The sequence below is a fragment of the Lysobacter brunescens genome (genome assembly GCF_042677005.1).
Classification (GTDB): domain Bacteria; phylum Pseudomonadota; class Gammaproteobacteria; order Xanthomonadales; family Xanthomonadaceae; genus Lysobacter_I; species Lysobacter_I brunescens.
In genome coordinates, this window is record NZ_JBHTIF010000005.1 from 18,258 (window position 1) to 35,554 (window position 17,297).

The window sequence follows — 17,297 nt, forward strand, 5'->3', positions numbered from 1 at the left end:
CGCTCAGCCTTCCAGCGTCGCCGGGCGCTGCCGGCAGTGGTCGAGACAGCTGCGGATCAGCTCGTTGCCGGCGCCGTCCAGATCGCCGAGGCCGTACCAGTACGCGCGCCACGTCGTCTGCTTCACGCTGCCATCGGCTTCCGCGTCGTAGAAGGCATTGACCGGATTGCCCAGGCGAGAGCGCCAGAACAACCGTGGCTGCGCATCGCGCATCAGCTGCCAGACCGCGCGACCGAGACCTTCGCCCTGTGCTTCGTCGAGGACCGCGAACTTGTCGAGGTACGGCACCCCGCCCTCTTCGGTCAGGATCACCGCTGCACGGTAGTTCTCGCTGACGTACGCGCGATGCAGGCGGGTGCGCGCGAAATAGTCGTCGACCAGCCTGCGGCCGAAAGCGGAATCGATCAGGTCGCGCAGTCGATCGAGATCGAGTTCGTCCCACGACGCCGCCTGCAGCACGCGTTCGCCGCGCCGCACCAGCGTGCCCGAGCCCTTGTGCGTGAACAGTTCCTTCGCCAGTTCGTCGGGTCGGGTGATCGACACCGACGAAGCCAGAGGGAGCGCATCGAGCAGCTGCTTGATCTGCTCGATCTTCACGCGCATGCCGCCGTTGATCCACGGCTGGTCCATGAGGGTGTCGTATTCGGTCGACAGGTTGATCGAATCGATCACCCTGCCGTCGCCGTCGAGCAGGCCGCCGGTGCCGGTGAGGAAGACGATCTTGTACGGCTGCAGCACCTGCACCAGTTCGTTCGCCGCGAAGTCCGCATTGACGTTGAGGATCTGGCCGCCGACGGTCTCGCCGAGGCTGGCGATCACCGGGATCGAGCCTGCCTGCAGGCAGGCGTGGATCGGCGCGAGATCGACGCGCTTGACCTCACCGACCAGGCCGTAGGCGTCGCGATCCAGATAGTCGGCTTCGAACACACCGCTGACGATCGAGGTGGCGCGCGCGTCCTGCGCCTGCAGGGCCTCGACGAGCTTGAGGTTCTGCGCATGGAACACGCGGCGCACGATCGCCAGCGCCTGCGGCGTGGTCACGCGCAGGCCGTTGATCGTCTGCTTGACGATGCCTGCGGCAGACAACTCTTCGTCGAGCTGCGGACCGGCGCCGTGGATGACGATTGGGGTGAGGCCGACATCCTGCAGGAAGGCCAGCGACGAGGTCAGCGCATCGAGGTCGTCACGCAGCACTGCGCCGCCGACCTTGACCACGGCGAAGCGCGCGGCGTCGAGCTGCGAGAAACGCTTGAGGTACTGCGAGATCTCCTTGGCACCGGCCATGCTCGACAGCAGGCGGACGATGGTCTGCCGGGTCTGGGGATCGTGGACCTTGTGGTCGAGTCCACCGCTTTTCAGGATCGGAGTCATGGCGCAGCGGTTCCGTCGAGGATGCGGACGATCGACGCGGTGTAGCGTTCGAGCTGGTCGAGCGCGACCCATTCGTCGGCAGTATGCGCCTGGGCGATATCGCCCGGGCCGTAGACGAAGGCGGTGAGGCCGGCGGCCGAGAACAGCGAGGCTTCGGTCCAGAAATCAACGGCGTTGCCGATCGGCAGGCCGAGTTCGTCGGCCAGGTCGCGCGCCAGCAGGCGGCGGAATTCGGCATCGGCGACATCGCCGGCCGGCAGCGGCGGACCGCGGAACGTCTCCTGGTACGACGCGAGGGTGCCGGCGGCGCTGCAGCCGGCGAAGCGCGCATGCAGGTCGTCGATGTCGTGCGAAGGCAGCGGGCGGAAGCCGAAGCGGACCTCGGCGCTCGGCGCGATCACGTTCGCCTTGATGCCGCCTTCGACCTTGCCGATGTTGAAACGCAGGCCGGTGAGGCCACCGAAGCGGCGATGCGATTCGCTCTCGACCAGCTCCAGCGCCTTCGCGCCCCAGCGCATCGCATGGTGCAGCGCATTGCTCTGCAGGGCATTCACGCCGGAGGCATGGCCGGCGACGCCGCGGAACGTCATCAGCACCGATCCGATGCCGCGATGCGCGAGCACCGCTTCGCACTGGGTGGGTTCGGCGATGATCGCCTCGGTGAACCCGTGGTCGCTGGCGAGGAACGCAGCGATGCAGCGAGGATCGTTCGCTTCCTCGTCGGTCGAGAACAGGAACGCCGCGTCGCCGGTCGTGCGCTGCGCGGCCACGATGAGCCCCGCCGCCGCGCCCTTGATGTCGCAGGCGCCCAGGCCGATCGCCCGACCGTCCGCGACGCGCAGCGCCAGGGGATCGGCGCTCCACGCCTCGGACGACGGCACGGTGTCGAGATGGACGTTGAACACGCGGGTCGGCGCGCCGCGCACGGCGAGCAGCGACACCGCACCGGCGCCGTGGTCGGTCACGGTGCAGGCGAAGCCGGGCAGCTGCGCCTGCAGGTAGTCGAAGATGCCGCCCGACGGCGAGATCTCGCGCGGCGGATTGCGGGTGTCGAAGGACACCAGGGCTTCGAGGTGCCTGAGGATGTCGTCGAGCATGTCGGTCGCCATCACCTTACTTTCCGCCATTCACTTCAGCCCACAGCGTGCTGCTCATGCCGAACAGCTTGATGAAGCCTTCCGCCTCCTCGACGCCCCAGTCGGCCGACTGCGCGTAGGTCGCGCCCTTGGCATTGAGGATGTGCGGCGAGCGCAGGGCGACGGCATCGACGCGCGCACCGCGCGTTTCCAGCACCACTTCGCCGTTCACCGTGGCCTGCGACGAGGCGAGGAAGGCTTCGAGGTCGGTCTTCAGCGGGTCGTGCCAGAAGCCTTCGTAGACCAGCTCGACCCACTTGCGCGCGACTTCGGGCTTGAAGCGGTTCTGCTGCTTGGTCAGCACCGCTTCCTCCAGCGCGCGATGCGCTGCGAGCAGCGCGACCAGGCCCGGCGCTTCGTACACGATGCGGCCCTTGAGGCCGATGGTGGTGTCGCCGGTGTACATGCCGCGACCCACACCGTAAGGCGCGAACAGCGCGTTCAACTTCGCGAGAACCTGCGCACCCGGCATCTCGACGCCGTCGATCGCCACCGCTTCACCGTTGGCGAAACGCACGGACACCTGCAGCGCCTGTTCCGGCCACTCCGCGCGCGGCGCGCACCAGCCACGCGCGCCTTCGCCCGGCGCTTCCCACTTGTCGATCTCGCCGCCGGACAGGGTCACGCCCAGGAGGTTCTCGTTGATCGTGTAGCTCTTCTGCTTGGCGCGCACGCCGAAGCCGCGCTCCTCCAGGTACGCCTGCTCGTAGGCGCGGGTCTGGGTGTGTTCCTTCTGGATTTCGCGGATCGGCGCGACGATGCGGTAGTCGCCGCTCGCCTTCACCGCGAGGTCGAAGCGCACCTGGTCGTTGCCCATGCCGGTGCAGCCATGCGCGATGGCGTTCGTGCCCAGTTCCTTCGCGCGCGCCAGCGTCGCATCCACGATCAGGTAGCGATCCGACACCAGCAGCGGATACTGGCCCTGGTAGGCCTCGCCGGCCTGGACGAACGGCTTGACGAAGCCGTTCCACAGCGCCGGACCACCGTCGATGGTCACGTGCGATGCGACGCCCAGCTCCTGCGCGCGCGCCTCGATGTAGGCGCGCTCGTCTGCATCGACGCCGCCGGTGTCGGCGAACACGGTGTGGACGTTCCAGCCCTTTTCCTTCAGGTACGGGACGCAGAAGCTGGTGTCGAGGCCGCCGGAAAAGGCGAGGACGATGTCGTTGGACTGGTGCATGGCGGGGGTTCCGAGGGGAAGGGAATTCATTGGTTCGCGAGCGCGGCCATCACGGCCTTCTGCACATGCAGGCGGTTCTCGGCTTCGTTCACCGCGATGCAGTACGGCGCGTCCATCACTGCGTCCGTGGCCTTGACGTTGCGGCGCAGCGGCAGGCAGTGCGAGAACACGCCGTTGTTGGTCAGCGCCATCTTGCGTTCGTCGACGATGAAGTGCTTGTACTGGTCGCGGATCGGCTTTTCCGGCTCCCAGTTGCCGAAGAACGGCAGCGCGCCCCAGCTCTTGGCGTAGACGATGTCGGCACCGGCATAGGCGCTGTCGATGTCGTGGCTCACGGTCAGCGAACCGCCGTTCTCGGCGACGTTCTGCTCAGCCCAGCCCATGTAGCGCTCATCGAGGATGTAGTCCGGCGTCGGGCACAGCAGGGTCACGTCCATGCCCATGCGCGTGGCGATGGTCAGCGCGGAGTTCGCGACGGCGGTGTTCAGCGCCTTCGGGTGATAGGTCCAGGTCAGCACGTACTTCCTGCCGCGCAGGTCCGACGTGCCGAAATGCTCCTGCAGCGCCAGCGCATGCGCCAGCTCCTGGCAGGGATGGGTGATCGTCTCCATGTTGATCACCGGCACCGTCGCGTATTTCGCGAAGGCGGTCAGCACCTTGTCCTGGCGATCGCTGGCCCAGTCGACGAACTTCGGGAAGGCGCGCACGCCGATCAGATCGACGTAGCGGCTGAGCACCTTGGCGACTTCGGCGATGTGCTCCTCGGTCTCGCCGTCCATGACCGTGCCCAGGTCGAATTCGATCGGCCAAGCGTCCTTGCCGGGCTGAAGCACCACCGCGTGCCCGCCGAGATGGAAGGCGCCCAGCTCGAAGCTGGTGCGGGTGCGCATCGACGGATTGAAGAACACCAGGGCGATGCTCTTGCCCTTGAGCTGGTCGCCCAGTTTGTGGCGCTTGAACCGGGCGGCCTCCGCGAGTACGGCGTCGAGTTCGGCGCGGCTCCAGTCCTGGGTGTTCAAGAAGTGCTTCATGGGCGGTCTCGGTGGGGGGCGCGGTCTGCGCGAGGATGGCGGGGAGAGGTTGCGGAATGTCGAGCGGGACGGGCGAAAGGCAAAAGAAAAGGCCCGGCGGGAGCCGGGCCTGATCGGTGGATTCTTGTGGTCGTTGCGGCAACGACGAAGCTCCGGATCACCCAGCTGGCGTGTGGGGTTCCGGTCGGCGCGCGCGCGAGGTCATGCCGGAGGCCATCCGGGCACTGGTCGTCGCAAGCGGCTGGGCGCCGAAGAAGGAGCAGGTGTTCATAGGGCGCGCATGCTCGCACGGGTGGCCCGGCATCGCAAGCATCGGGCGACGGACGCGTATCGCGGCCCGATCACTGCCGATTCGTGGCATTCATCGCAATTTCGGCATGGATACGCGGTATCGAACGGACACCAGGCCCGGCTCGGGCAACAAAGCCGAGGGCTCATGACGATCCCTCATGGCCCCATGCCCGAGGACTCAGCGACGCTCGCCGGGCGGGATGTCGGGGGTGACGGTGATCCGGACCCGCAGGCGCTTGCCGGGATCGATGGGCAGGCGCGAGCGGTAGGTGACGCCGCGATGGATGTAATCGACGTCGTAGGCCACCGGCCGCTGGAACTCCTTCTGCACCCGCACGGGGCGGCACAGCCGGGCCGCCGCCCCCACTTCCGATGCCGGTTCGCAGCGCTCTTCGACGGCCTGGGCGCGCAGCGTCTGGTAAACCGGCTGCACGCGCAGGACCTGGGCGTATTCGGTGCGGACGTTCGACGCCTGCGACGCGACCTTGTCCTCGGCATGCGCGGCGGACAGCGCGATGAGCGAGGAGAGGCAGGCGCAGCGGAGGAGGACGGAGGGGATCGGGCGCATGAGCCAGCCAGTGTAGAGCCTCGGGCCGGCCGATGTCGCCGCCACGCTGAATGGCCGCTGTCGTGCAGGGAGTGCAACGGCTAGAATCGGGTCAATCCCACGCACGCGTTCACGATGAGCCTGCATCTCTACAACAGCCTGACCCGCCGGGTCGAGGCGTTCGAACCCCTCGACCCCGCCGCAGGCCCGACCCTGTATGTCTGCGGCCCGACGGTCTACAACTACGTGCACATCGGCAACGCCCGGGGCCCGGTGGTGTTCGGGGTACTGGCCGCCCTGCTCCGCCGCCGCTACGGAAAGCTGCGCTACGCCCGCAACATCACCGACGTTGACGACAAGATCAATGCCGCCGCGATGGAACAGGGCGTGCCGATCTCGACGATCACCGATAAGTTCGCAGCGGCCTACCGCGACGACATGGCGATGCTGGGCGTGAGCGGCGACTTCGCCCCGGACATCGAGCCCGCCGCGACCGCGCACATCCCGCACATGATCGCGATGATCCAGCGCCTGATCGACCAGGGTCATGCCTACGCCGCCGAGGGCCACGTGCTGTTCGCGGTGGACAGCTTCCCGGAGTACGGCAAGCTCTCGCGCCGCGATCCCGAGGAAATGCTCGCCGGCGCACGCGTCGAAGTCGCCCCGTACAAGCGCAACCCGGGCGACTTCGTGCTGTGGAAACCCTCGACCGAGGGCCTGCCCGGCTGGGAGTCGCCGTGGAGCGTCGGCCGCCCCGGCTGGCACATCGAATGCTCGGCGATGGCCGAGGCCCATCTGGGCGAGACCATCGACATCCACGCCGGCGGCGTCGACCTGCAGTTCCCGCACCACGAGAACGAAGTCGCGCAGAGCGAGTGCACGCACAAGCACGCCGACGGCAGCCACAAGACCTTCGCGCGCTGGTGGATGCACAACGGCATGCTGAACTTCGGCGGCGCCAAGATGGCGAAGTCGGTCGGCAACATCCAGCGCGTGCACGACCTCGTGCGCGAGCAGCCGCCGGAAGCCCTGCGCTATGCCCTGCTCTCGGCGCACTACCGTCAGCCGCTGGAGTGGTCGGACGCGCTGATCGAGCAGTCGATCAAGACGCTGGATCGGTTGTACGGAACGTTGCGGGAACTGGGTGCGTACGAGGTGGAGCCTAAGATTCCGGTCGCAGTCGAAGCTGCACTGGACGATGATCTGAATACGCCCGCAGCGCTGGCTGCGCTCGCCGCTGACGCGAGCTTTGCCCGTCATGTCCTTGCAAATACTCCGGGTGGACTGGGCCAAGCTGAACATTCTGATCTGGCAAACGCGAAGGCAAATATCCTTGGTGCCGGCCTCGCTCTCGGCCTGCTGCAGCAGTCGCACGAAGCCTGGTTCGCGCGCGGCGCGTCCGGTGACGACGACGCGCGCATCCAGGCGCTGGTCGACGAGCGCAACGAAGCCAAGAAGAACCGCGACTTCGCCCGCTCCGACGCCATCCGCAAACAGCTCGCCGACGAAGGCATCCTGCTGGAGGACACGCCGCAGGGGGTGCGTTGGAAGCGCGCCTGATCCGCGCGCCACGGACGGCAGCCCTCCGGCCGCACAGCGGACGGAACGCTCTCATGCAACCACGCCATGAGTCGCGGCTCGCGCCGCTCCTACAATAAGCGACCGATGACCACCTTCCCCCTCGAACCTACCGCCGCCGCCGCCCAGGACACCATCCGCGAGGAATTCGCGTTCTTCGGCGACTGGTCCGAGCGCTACCAGTACCTGATCGATCTCGGCCGCAAGCTGCCGCCGATGGACGAGGCGCTGAAGACAGAAGAGCACCGCCTGCACGGCTGCCAGTCGATGGTGTGGATCGCCGTGTCCGGCGATGCGGCGAAGCTGGATTTCACCGCCGCCAGCGACTCGGCGATCGTCTCCGGCCTGGTCTATCTCGCCCTGCGCGTCTATTCGGGGCGCAGCGCGGACGAGATCCTCGCCACCGAGACCACCTACATCGCTGACATCGGCCTGGCCAAGCACCTGTCGCCCACTCGCAGCAACGGCCTGGCCGCGCTGCTGGCCTTCATCAAGGCCCGCGCCGCCGACGCGGCCGCCGCACGCGTCACGCACTGAGCCGCCGCGCGCATGTACGCGAGCGAGGCCGACGACACCGCCAGCCCATCACTTCCCGGCGCATCGCCGCTGCGGCATCCCGCCTTCGTGCGGCTGATGGCCTACCGCCTGCTGACGGTCGTCTCGTACCAGATCGTCGCGGTGACCGTCGGCTGGCACGTCTACACCCTCACCGGCGACCCGTGGAAGCTCGGCCTGCTCGGCCTGGCGGAAGTGCTGCCGTTCTTCTGCGTGGCGCCGTTCGCCGGCTACCTGGTCGACCACCTGCCGAAGCGACGGCTCGGCGTGATCGCGTGCCTGGGCCTGGCGATCACCCCGCTGCTGCTGATCCCGGTCGCCGCCGGCTGGCTGTTCGCCGACGCCGCCGACAGCGGTCCGCGCCTGGTGCTGATCTACGGCGCGATCGTGTTCACCGGCATGGTCCGCGCCTTCCTCGGCCCGGTCTACAACACCCTGTTCGCCTGCGTGCTGCCGCGCGACCAGTTCGCGCGAGCATCGAGTGTCGGCGCGGTGGTGTTCCAGGGCGCGCTGGTGCTCGGCCCGGTGATCGGCACCGGGGCGATCTGGCTGGCCAAGCACCTCGGTGGTTACGGCGAAGGGTCGGTGGGCCCGAACGCATGGTCCTACGCGCTCGGCGCGATCGCGGCGCTGGCCGCAACGGTGGCGATCGCGACGCTGCGCACTACCGAGCCGGCGCTGTCGCACGAACGCACGCCGATCTTCGCCAGCATCGGCGAGGGCCTGCGCTTCGTGTTCCGCACCCCGGTGATGCTCGGCGCGATGGCGCTGGATATGTTCGCGGTGCTGTTCGGCGGCGCAGTGTCGCTGGCGCCGGCCTTCAGCAAGGACATCCTCAACGCCGGCGAAATGGGCCTGGGCCTGCTGCGCAGCGCCCCAGCCACCGGCGCCGTGCTGGTCGGCCTGTGGCTGGCGCGCAAACCGATCCAGCAGCATGCCGGACGCTTCCTGCTCGGCTCGGTCGCCGGCTTCGGCTTGTGCATCATCGGCTTCGGCCTGTCGGAAACCCTGTGGCTGTCGGTGCTGCTGATGCTGCTCTCGGGCATGTTCGACGGCGTGTCGGTGGTGCTGCGCTCGACGATCATGCAGCTCGCCACGCCCGACCACATGCGCGGCCGGGTGTCGTCGATCAACAGCATCTTCATCAGCTCGTCGAACGAACTCGGCGCGTTCTACGCCGGCTCGATGGCCCGCCTGCTCGGTCTCGCCCACGCCGTGGTGCTCGGCGGCTGCGTCACCCTCGGCGTGGTCGCGCTCACCGCGCTGAAGGCGCCGACGCTGCGGCGCTTAAATTTAAATGACCTTCAGTGACGTAAGAATGCTCAATTAACTGACTAAAATTTGATACTGCCATCCATGAGCATTTTTGAAATAAACAACTCTGCAAACACAGGGCTTGATCCGAGAATTCGCATGAGTTCGTGCGTTGGAATAGCCTCACCCGACGATTGCCTTGAGATCAGCTGAACCAGCTCTGGCGATTTCATTGCCTCCATGATTATCTTCAATTCTAGAGGCTTATCGTCTTTTCCATAGCTTGGAAATTCGAAGTTCGTCAACTTAGCCATTTCTAGAAAATGGTTATCTGGCTTCTGCGAATTTCCTTCCATAAAGGAAAATTGCTCACCAAGCCTTGTAGCCAAAGCCTTCAATCCACTTGCAGTGTTGTCATATTCGACATATCTGAGGTGAGCGATATCAAATGGGATTTTAGGGCCAGACGAATCCCTAATAATTATCGTCCCCGGCTTGCTCGCATGCCTCAACCCAAGCTCATAGAAGACATTCGGATTCGGATATGTGACATCTGCAATGACATACCGAGAATGCATAATTCTAGTAACTATATCTGTTGTAATCGTACCTGGCGCAGAAACCTCATCGGCCCGTATAACATCCAATGAAGGCCTGGCTTTTTTAATTGCTTCTTTAATCAAATCATCGTAGCGCGACTTCAACTCAGCGCTGGAGATACGCTGACCAGAATAATCTTGGTCGCCTATCGCCATGATTACAAAGCAACTGTTATCGGACATAAAAAATCCTTTTTCATTGACCATATACCTACGGATCTCATTTGAGAAAAGGCCCCGCAAATGCGAGGCCTTAATCCCTGTCAAATCAATCGCCCTGCTGCTTCTGCAGGTGTTCCCAGCGTTCCTGTTCGTCGATCGTGCGCTCGGCGGTGAGGCGGGCCTCCAGGCGATGCAGGCCGATTTCCTCGCCGGAGTCGACGCTGTAGCCGTATTCGCCGGAGTCGACGCGCTTGAGCGTGCTGTCGATCTTGCCGATCAGCTTGCGGTAGCGGTCGCGGGTGCGCAGTTCCAGCGAGTTCTCGGTCTCGCGGGTGGCGCGTTCGGCGTCGTCGCCGACATCGCGCACTTCGTCCTTGAGGTTCTCGATGGTCTGCTTCGACTCCTCGATCAGCTCGGCGCGCCACTGCAGCAGGCGCTGGCGGAAGTACTCCAGCTGCAGGGGGCTCATGTACTCCTCGTCCGCGCTGGGCTTGTAGCCCTGGGGGACGATCGGACGGCCGGTGGCTTCGTCGGTCTTGTAGGGCACGACCTTGTACTCCGTCTTGGGCGTCGGCGAGACCGGGCGCGAGGCCACGGCCACCGCGACCTTGCCGGCAGCCGGACGGGGCGTCACGGCGGGGACGGCGGTCTGGGTCGGCTTGCTCGGGGCGGAGGCCTTCACCGCAGCCTTGGGCGCCTCGGCCTTGGCCGGGGCCGCAGGCTTGGCGGCCGCGGGCTTGGCGGCGGGCGCCGAAGCTTCGGCCTTCGGGGCCGCAGGCTTGGCTTCGACCTTGCTCGGCGGCTTGGGCGCGGGCGACTTCATCGCCGGAGCCTTGGCAGGCGCCTTGGCGGGGGCCGGAGCCGGAGCCTTCGCAGGCGCCTTGGCCGGCGCAGCCTTGGCGGCCGGGGCGGGCTTCGGCGCAGGCTTGGCGACGGCCTTGGTCGGGGCAGGTTTCGCCACGGCCTTCGCGGCCGGCTTGGCGGCGGGCTTCGCTGCAGGCTTGGCGGCGGACACGGCCTTCTTCGCCGCCGGCTTCGCGGCAGGCTTGGCTGCGGCCTTGGCGGGCGCCTTCGCAGCCGGCTTGGCGGCGGGCTTGGCCGCAGTCTTCTTCGCGGCCGCCTTGGCGGGTTGCTTGGTGGCCTTCGCGGCCTTCTTCACGGGTTTTTTCACTGCCACGTCGGAGAATCCTTCGTATCTTCCCTTGAGGCGGGAAAGCGGGGTGTTATACCCTGCCGGGACTGCAGCGGCAACCTCGTTTTCGTACGAGGATGACGCACTGGTTGCCCCGCTCGCTTTCCCGCTGGATCAAATCCTTGATCGACCGTCTGCTGATCGTCGCACTCCGCTTCTACAAACGCTGGGTGAGTCCCATGCTGGGCCAGCGATGCCGCTTCGTTCCGACCTGCTCAGAGTACTCGATGACCGCCATCGAGCGCTTCGGTGCGGTTCATGGAAGCTGGCTCACGGTGCGACGGCTGGCCCGCTGCCACCCCCTCTGTCCCGGCGGCCACGACCCGGTGCCCGAGCGCCCCGCCGCCGACTCCTCCCGCAACGACCGCCCATCGAGCCGCCCATGACCGCCCACGCCCCCACCCTGATCGTCAACGCCCGCCTCGTCAACGAAGGCCGCGAGTTCGACGGCGACCTGCGCTTCGCCGACGGACGGATCACCGAAATCGGCACAGGCCTGGCCGCGCGCGCGGGCGAGACCGTGATCGACGCCGCCGGCCGCCGCCTGCTGCCGGGCATGATCGACGACCAGGTGCACTTCCGCGAGCCGGGTCTGGAGCACAAGGGCGACCTGGCCACCGAGTCGGCCGCCGCCGTGGCCGGGGGCCTGACCAGCTTCATGGAAATGCCCAACACCAGCCCGCCGACCCTGGACCGCGCGGCGCTGGACGACAAGTACCGCCGCGCCGCCGGCCGGGCCCGGGCGAACTACGCTTTCTACATGGGCACCAGCACCGGCAACATCGACGACATCCGCGCGATCGACCCGCTGACCACGCCGGGCGTGAAGATCTTCATGGGCGCATCGACCGGCAACATGCTAGTGGATGACCCGGACGTCCTGGACGCGGTGTTCCGGGACGCGCCGACACCGATCATCACGCACTGCGAAGACACGCCGATGATCGACGCGGAACTGGCGAAGTACCGCGAGAAGTACGGCGACGACATTCCGGTCGAGTTCCACGGCGAGATCCGCAACCGCGCCGCCTGCATCAAGTCGACCGAGCTGGCGATCTCGCTGGCGCGCAAGCACGACGCCCGCCTGCACGTGCTGCACATCTCCACCGCCGACGAACTGGCGCTTTTCGAGCGCGGCCCGCTGATCCGCCCGGACGGCAGCCGCAAGCGCATCACCGCCGAGACCTGCGTGCACTTCCTGCGCTTCGACAGTCGCGATTACGCCACACTCGGCAACTTCATCAAGTGCAACCCCGCGATCAAGGACGCCTCGGACCGCGAAGCGATCATCCGCGCGCTGGCCGACGACGTGATCGACGTACTGGCGACCGACCACGCCCCTCATACGCTCGAAGAGAAGCAGAACCCCTACCTGCGCGCGCCCAGCGGCCTGCCGCTGGTGCAGTTCGCGCTGAACGCGGCGCTGGAATGCGTGCACGAAGGCCATTTCTCGACGGCGCACGTCGTGCAGAAGTTCGCCCATGCGCCGGCGCAGTTGTTCGACGTGAAGGAACGCGGCTTCCTGCGCGAGGGCTACCATGCCGACCTGGTGCTGATCGACGACACGCCGTTCACCGTCGAACGCTCGCAGGTGCTGTCGAAGTGCGGCTGGTCGCCGTTCGAGGGCCGGACCTTCCGCTCGCGGATCGCTTCGACCTGGGTCAACGGCCACCTCGCCTGGGACGGCACGCACCTGGTCGGCGAACCGCGCGGCATGCGCCTGGCGTTCGACCGCTGATGCGTCGTCTCGTCCTGCTGCTCGCACCGCTCGCGCTCGCCGCCTGCGGCACCGCCACCACCGTGCGCGAAGTGCCCACGTCGTCGATGGCAGGCACGATGCAGCCGGTGGCGGTGCGGCTGCCGTCGCGCGGGCAGCAGGGCGCACTGGTGATCGGCCAGACCGATCCCGCCGCGATCGTCACCCATGCCGGCAGGACGCTGCGGGTGTCGCCGAACGGACGTTTCGTGTTCGGCATCGGCCGCGATGCGACCGGCGAGGCGGTCGTGTCCATCGCCTCGCCCGGCTTCCAGTCCCGCGAACGCCGGATCGCCATCGATCCACGCGACTGGCCGGTCGAACGCATCGACGGCGTGCCGCCCTCGACCGTCGATCCGCCGCCGGAGATCGCCGCACGCATCGAACGCGAGCAGGCTGCAGTCTCGGCGATGCGCAGCCGCGACGACGCACGCGAGGATTTCGCGCAGCCCTTCATCTGGCCCGTCGAAGGCCGGATCAGTGGTCGCTTCGGCAACCAGCGCGTCTACAACGGTGTGCCGAAGGCTCCGCATTCGGGCATGGACATCGCGGCGGCGAACGGCACGCCGGTGAAGGCGCCCGCCGCCGGCATCGTCACCTTCGCCGCGCCGGATCTCTACCTCACCGGCGGCACGGTGCTGATCGACCACGGCGCGGGCGTCAGCTCGAACTTCCTGCACCTCTCACGGATCGACGTGAAGGTCGGCGACCACGTCGAGCAGGGTCAGGTGTTCGCAGCGGTCGGCGCGACCGGGCGCTCGACCGGGCCGCACCTGCACTGGGGCATGAACTGGTTCTCGACGCGGGTCGATCCGCTGCTGGTGCTGGAAGCGTCGGGCGCGGTGGTGCCGGCAGCGCCCTGATCTCTCGCGTCTGTCATCGACGCATTCCGCGCCACGCCCCCACCTGCAGCACGGACACGATCGCAGCGCAGCCAAGTCCCGCCAGCAGCCACGGGCTGCCCAGCACGCCCGCGACCGCCGGCGCCGCCAGCCATGCGGACAGTTCGTCGCGGAACACGAGCGCCGCGACCGCGATCGCGCCGCCATAACCCAGTGCGAACGCCCAGCGCAGCCTTCGGATGAATCGCGCGTCGGCACGCCGGCGCTCCGCGACCAGCGCCGCGATCCGCTGCGCCTGCGCATACGCGAAATTACTCGGCAACGAATCCTGCGGCTCGCGGTCGAGCGCGCGCGCGATCAACCGATAGCGCAGGGCGCGCGCGTCGCCGTCCGGCGGATCACACTGCCGATGCGCCGCGCGGGCGCCTTCCTGCAGCCGCCATTCGCGTGCGTGCACCGCGTCGGCATCGAGGTCATCGCGGGCTTCAGCCTTCGGGTCGTCGGGCAAGGCGTTCATCAGGTTGCTCCGGTTTCGAGCCGCTCGCGCAGCTTCAAGCGCGCGCGGAACAGATGGCTCTTGATGGTGCCGACCGGCAGCGCGGTGATCTGCGCGATCTCCGGAATCGGCACGTCGTCGAGGTGATGGAGGGTCAGCAGCATGCGCGGCAGCGGCGGCAGGGTCTCGATGGCGTCGTGCAGCCGCCGCGCGGCGGCTGCATCGTCGCAGGCGGCGACGTAGTCGAAGGTCTCGACCTGGTCCTCGGCCGTCAGCAGGGCTTCGTCGCTGCGCAGCTCGGCGTCGAGCGCGATCCTGCGCCGCTCCAGGTGGCGCAGCGCGATCGAATACGCCACCCGGCCGATCCAGTGCTTGAGCGGGCAATCGTGCCGATACTGGTGCAGGTTCTGGTACACGCGCAGGAAGGTGTCCTGGCACAGGTCGCGGGCGTCGTCGGCATCGCGCACCAGGCGATGCACGATGTGCCAACACAGCCCCTGGTATTCGCCCACGAGTCGCTCGAACGCACCCGGCGCTCCGGCGAGGACGGCTTCGACGAGGGCGCGATCGGGATGCATGCGGGTCCGGGCAGTGACTCCATCCTAGATACGCGAGCGGGGCGACCGGTTGCAAACCGAGCGATCGCAACCTGGCAGCGCAATCCGACTGCAACCGCTTCGCCCCTTCGCGTGTCCTGTGTGGAAACGGGCAAGTCGCCCGCCCCGGAACCGCTCATGGAACTGAAGCAGATCATCGTCCCGCTGGCCCTGTTCGTCTGCATCACCTACGCCTTCCGCGTGCTGGTCGACGCCGTCATGCGCTACCGCATGCTGCGCGAGCCCGGCACCGAGGACCTGCTGCGCTCGATCCTGCAGGGCGAGCAGGCGGAACGCCGCCTGTCTTCGCTGCGCTGGGGCCTGCTCGCGACCTTCCTCGCGACCGGCTTCGCGATCATCGACCTGCTCGGCCTGCGCGAGGTCACGCCCGGCGCGATCGGCATCCTGCTCGCCGCCACCGGACTGAGCCAGCTGCTGTACTTCGCGCTCACCCGCGATCGCCGCTGACGCGCGGCACCACCTCGATCGACGACACCCCGGCGCGCCGCGCCGGACGCCCCCGCCTTGCCGGACGATTCGTCGGCACCCACACCGGAACACCCATGCACACCCGGACCGCCTACCTGCCCACCCTGTTCGGCTTCGCGCTCGGCGCGCTGGCCATGCACGCCTGCGCCTCGCCGCTTGCGGGTCTTGCCGAAGCGAAGCACGCGCCTGCCCAAGCCACGCCCGCCGCATTGCAGCGCCTCGATGGCCTCGTGCCGCGACTGCTCGCCGAAAAACGCATCGCCAGCGTCTCGATCGCGCGGATCGAGGACGGTCGCGTGTCCTTCGTTGCCACGTGGGGCGAAGCGAGGCCGGGTGTACCGGCGACGCCGGCCACGCTCTACAACATCGCATCGATGACCAAGCCCCTGTCCGCCGAAGTCGTGCTGCGGCTGGTCGCGCGCGGCGAGGTGTCGCTGGACGAATCGATGGCGAAGCACTGGGTGGATCCGGATCTCGCCGACGACCCGCGTCGCGACGCGCTGACCCCGCGCATCGCCTTGAGCCATCGCACCGGCTTCCCGAACTGGCGCGACGGCACGCTGCGCTTCGAGCGCACGCCCGGCGAAGCCTTCGGCTATTCCGGCGAAGGCTTCGAATACATGGCGCGCTTCGTCGAGAAGAAGACCGGCACGCCTTTCGAGACCCTGGCCGAGCGGCTGGTGTTCGCGCCGAGCGGCATGGCCGAAACCGCGTACACGCGACGCCCGTGGTTCGAGGGCCGCATCGCCCTGCCGCACGATCCCGAGGGCCGGCCGCTGGCGCCGCAGATCGCCACGCGCTACATCGCTTCGGACGACGTGTTCTCGACACCGCGCGACTATGCGCGCTTCCTGATCGGCCTGATCGAACGACAGGGTGTCGACGAGACGACCGCAGGCGAACGCTCGCGCATCCAGACCGATCGACGCGCCGAGCTGTGCGCGTCGCCACGCGAGGCGACCTGCCCGGACGAAGTCGGGTTCGGCCTGGGCTGGGAATCGTTCCTGATCGACGGCCGCCGCTACCTGATGCACACCGGCATGGACGAGGGCACGTTCACGCTCGGCTACGTCTCGCCGGATGCGCGCGAGGGCACCGTGATCTTCACCAACAGCCGCAACGGCCCGCAGGCGGTGCTGCCGATCATCGATGCGATCGGCCGGGATCCCGCGTTCGTGGACTGGCTGCGCAAGCTCGCAGGCTGAGTCCACCCATCGAACCAGCAGGTTGAACCAGCGGACTCAGCCGACCGCGCGGCCCTTGCCCGAGACCTGCGCCACCGCGTCGTGCGGATGCAGGCTCTCGAAGTGCGAGACGCGGACATCGAAGCGCTGCACGCGTTCGTCGTCGGCGAGCGCGGCGGCGACGCGACGCGCGGCGTCCTCGCAGAACATCAGGTTCTCGGCGTTCAGTCGTGCGAAGGCCTGTTCGTCCTCGCGCTTCACTGCGGTCTGCACCGGCGTGCCCAGCGCGGCTTCGGCACGATCGATCAGGTCGGCGATCGGCAGTTCGTCGAACGCGGGCTGCAGGTCGATGCGGATTTCGGCGGTGCTGCGCTGCGCGTGCGGCGTGGCGGCGAGGCCGCGCTCGGACGCCAGCCAGTCGCGCACCACCTGCGTGGACAGCGGGTGCGCGGCGGCGAAATCCTCGGCGAAGCGCTGCGCATTGAGCTGGCGCGACAGTGCGGCAGAGGCCGGACAGGTGCTGGAATAGTCGATCGCGTACGACAGCGACAGGGTCATGTGGCCATCGGCCAGCAGCGCGTCGATTTCGACCGGATAGCGCTTCCAGCCGGCGTTGTCGGTGGCCAGCGCACGGCGCTTGAGCATCTGGTCGAAGCGCAGCACGAGTCGCGCGGACGAGGACAGCGTGCCCTGGGAATCCAGGCACTCCTGCAGCACGCGGCGCAGACGGGCGGGCGTGAGCACCTCTTCGACCAGACTGTCCTGCAGGCGCAGGTAGAGACGGGACATGTGGATGCCGCGGGCGTCGGCGTCGCGCAGGTCGACGAAAACATCGACCGAGGCGGGCACCTGCAGGCTGTCGCCAGCATCGCCGCGAATACGCAGCGGCAGTGCGATGCGGCGCATGCCGACCCAGTCGAGCGGTCGGGCGGCGGCGGCGGCGTCGCCGGCCACATCGGGCAAGGGATGGTGTTGCGGTCGCGGCGTCACGGGTGGGGTCCGGACTACGGAAAGGAGCGCCATTGTACCCGCGCCCCT

Annotated in this window: 18 protein-coding genes; 8 read left to right on the forward strand and 10 right to left on the reverse strand. The window is 67.5% G+C overall.

The genetic code is table 11. The features are described from left to right. Window positions 1-3 precede the first annotated feature (3 nt). The 5 genes from ACFQ0E_RS16935 to ACFQ0E_RS16955 all read right to left on the reverse strand — a co-directional run bounded on the left by ACFQ0E_RS16935 (window position 4) and on the right by ACFQ0E_RS16955 (window position 5,577). Window positions 4-1,371: an acetylglutamate kinase gene (locus ACFQ0E_RS16935; RefSeq protein WP_386825857.1), complete on the reverse strand. Its 1,368-nt coding sequence runs from the start codon at window positions 1,369-1,371 to the stop codon at window positions 4-6. Next, window positions 1,368-2,468: an acetylornithine deacetylase gene (locus tag ACFQ0E_RS16940; RefSeq protein WP_386826254.1), complete on the reverse strand. Its 1,101-nt coding sequence runs from the start codon at window positions 2,466-2,468 to the stop codon at window positions 1,368-1,370. The genes ACFQ0E_RS16935 and ACFQ0E_RS16940 overlap by 4 nt, the downstream gene beginning before the upstream one ends. 16 nt (window positions 2,469-2,484) lie before the next feature. After that, window positions 2,485-3,687: an argininosuccinate synthase gene (locus ACFQ0E_RS16945; protein ID WP_386825859.1), complete on the reverse strand. Its 1,203-nt coding sequence runs from the start codon at window positions 3,685-3,687 to the stop codon at window positions 2,485-2,487. A gap of 26 nt (window positions 3,688-3,713) precedes the next feature. Beyond that, window positions 3,714-4,718, reverse strand: a complete 1,005-nt coding sequence (locus tag ACFQ0E_RS16950; RefSeq protein WP_386825861.1) for an N-acetylornithine carbamoyltransferase — start codon at window positions 4,716-4,718, stop codon at window positions 3,714-3,716. Window positions 4,719-5,187: 469 nt separating this feature from the next. After that, complete coding sequence (locus ACFQ0E_RS16955) at window positions 5,188-5,577, reverse strand: hypothetical protein (protein ID WP_386825863.1); 390 nt, start codon at window positions 5,575-5,577, stop codon at window positions 5,188-5,190. A 114-nt stretch (window positions 5,578-5,691) separates the two neighbouring features. Between ACFQ0E_RS16955 and cysS the strand changes: the two genes are divergently transcribed. From cysS to ACFQ0E_RS16970, 3 genes are all read left to right on the forward strand, one after another. Further along, window positions 5,692-7,116: a cysteine--tRNA ligase gene (gene cysS / locus ACFQ0E_RS16960; RefSeq protein WP_386825865.1), complete on the forward strand. Its 1,425-nt coding sequence runs from the start codon at window positions 5,692-5,694 to the stop codon at window positions 7,114-7,116. A 105-nt stretch (window positions 7,117-7,221) separates the two neighbouring features. Continuing rightward, entirely contained in the window at window positions 7,222-7,671 is a 450-nt protein-coding gene (locus tag ACFQ0E_RS16965; protein WP_386825866.1) for a SufE family protein, read from the forward strand. 12 nt (window positions 7,672-7,683) lie between these two features. After that, window positions 7,684-9,000 carry an MFS transporter gene (locus tag ACFQ0E_RS16970; RefSeq protein ID WP_386825868.1) on the forward strand — a complete coding sequence of 439 codons (1,317 nt, stop codon included), beginning with the start codon at window positions 7,684-7,686 and terminating at the stop codon, window positions 8,998-9,000. A 23-nt stretch (window positions 9,001-9,023) separates the two neighbouring features. On the opposite strand, the gene ACFQ0E_RS16975 is transcribed toward ACFQ0E_RS16970, so the two are convergent. Next, window positions 9,024-9,725, reverse strand: a complete 702-nt coding sequence (locus ACFQ0E_RS16975; RefSeq protein WP_386825870.1) for a hypothetical protein — start codon at window positions 9,723-9,725, stop codon at window positions 9,024-9,026. An 85-nt stretch (window positions 9,726-9,810) separates the two neighbouring features. Further along, window positions 9,811-10,881 carry an RNA polymerase-binding protein DksA gene (dksA, locus tag ACFQ0E_RS16980; protein ID WP_386825871.1) on the reverse strand — a complete coding sequence of 357 codons (1,071 nt, stop codon included), beginning with the start codon at window positions 10,879-10,881 and terminating at the stop codon, window positions 9,811-9,813. Window positions 10,882-11,018: 137 nt separating this feature from the next. Here dksA and yidD point away from each other — a divergent pair, with 137 nt between their 5' ends. The 3 genes from yidD to ACFQ0E_RS16995 are packed head-to-tail and all read left to right on the forward strand — an operon-like array spanning window position 11,019 to window position 13,515. After that, entirely contained in the window at window positions 11,019-11,282 is a 264-nt protein-coding gene (yidD, locus tag ACFQ0E_RS16985; protein ID WP_386825873.1) for a membrane protein insertion efficiency factor YidD, read from the forward strand. Then, on the forward strand, window positions 11,279-12,634 hold the full coding sequence (locus ACFQ0E_RS16990) for a dihydroorotase (protein ID WP_386825875.1): 1,356 nt from the start codon (window positions 11,279-11,281) through the stop codon (window positions 12,632-12,634). The genes yidD and ACFQ0E_RS16990 overlap by 4 nt, the downstream gene beginning before the upstream one ends. Continuing rightward, window positions 12,634-13,515, forward strand: coding sequence for a M23 family metallopeptidase (locus tag ACFQ0E_RS16995; protein WP_386825877.1), 882 nt, complete (start codon window positions 12,634-12,636; stop codon window positions 13,513-13,515). The genes ACFQ0E_RS16990 and ACFQ0E_RS16995 overlap by 1 nt, the downstream gene beginning before the upstream one ends. A gap of 13 nt (window positions 13,516-13,528) precedes the next feature. Here ACFQ0E_RS16995 and ACFQ0E_RS17000 read toward each other — a convergent pair whose 3' ends face one another. Both ACFQ0E_RS17000 and ACFQ0E_RS17005 read right to left on the reverse strand, forming a co-directional pair. Beyond that, the gene (locus ACFQ0E_RS17000) at window positions 13,529-14,002 is read right to left on the reverse strand and encodes a hypothetical protein (protein WP_386825879.1); all 474 of its coding nucleotides are present in this window, start codon (window positions 14,000-14,002) and stop codon (window positions 13,529-13,531) included. An 8-nt stretch (window positions 14,003-14,010) separates the two neighbouring features. Beyond that, window positions 14,011-14,568, reverse strand: coding sequence for an RNA polymerase sigma factor (locus tag ACFQ0E_RS17005; RefSeq protein WP_386825881.1), 558 nt, complete (start codon window positions 14,566-14,568; stop codon window positions 14,011-14,013). Window positions 14,569-14,724: 156 nt separating this feature from the next. Here ACFQ0E_RS17005 and ACFQ0E_RS17010 point away from each other — a divergent pair, with 156 nt between their 5' ends. Then, window positions 14,725-15,054 (forward strand): hypothetical protein, encoded by a 330-nt coding sequence (locus tag ACFQ0E_RS17010; protein WP_386825883.1) that lies wholly within the window; start codon window positions 14,725-14,727, stop codon window positions 15,052-15,054. A gap of 95 nt (window positions 15,055-15,149) precedes the next feature. Next, a complete protein-coding gene (locus ACFQ0E_RS17015; protein ID WP_386825884.1) occupies window positions 15,150-16,280 on the forward strand; it encodes a serine hydrolase domain-containing protein in 1,131 nt (376 codons plus the stop codon). 36 nt (window positions 16,281-16,316) lie between these two features. On the opposite strand, the gene folE2 is transcribed toward ACFQ0E_RS17015, so the two are convergent. After that, window positions 16,317-17,249 carry a GTP cyclohydrolase FolE2 gene (folE2, locus tag ACFQ0E_RS17020; protein ID WP_386825886.1) on the reverse strand — a complete coding sequence of 311 codons (933 nt, stop codon included), beginning with the start codon at window positions 17,247-17,249 and terminating at the stop codon, window positions 16,317-16,319. Window positions 17,250-17,297: the final 48 nt, after the last annotated feature.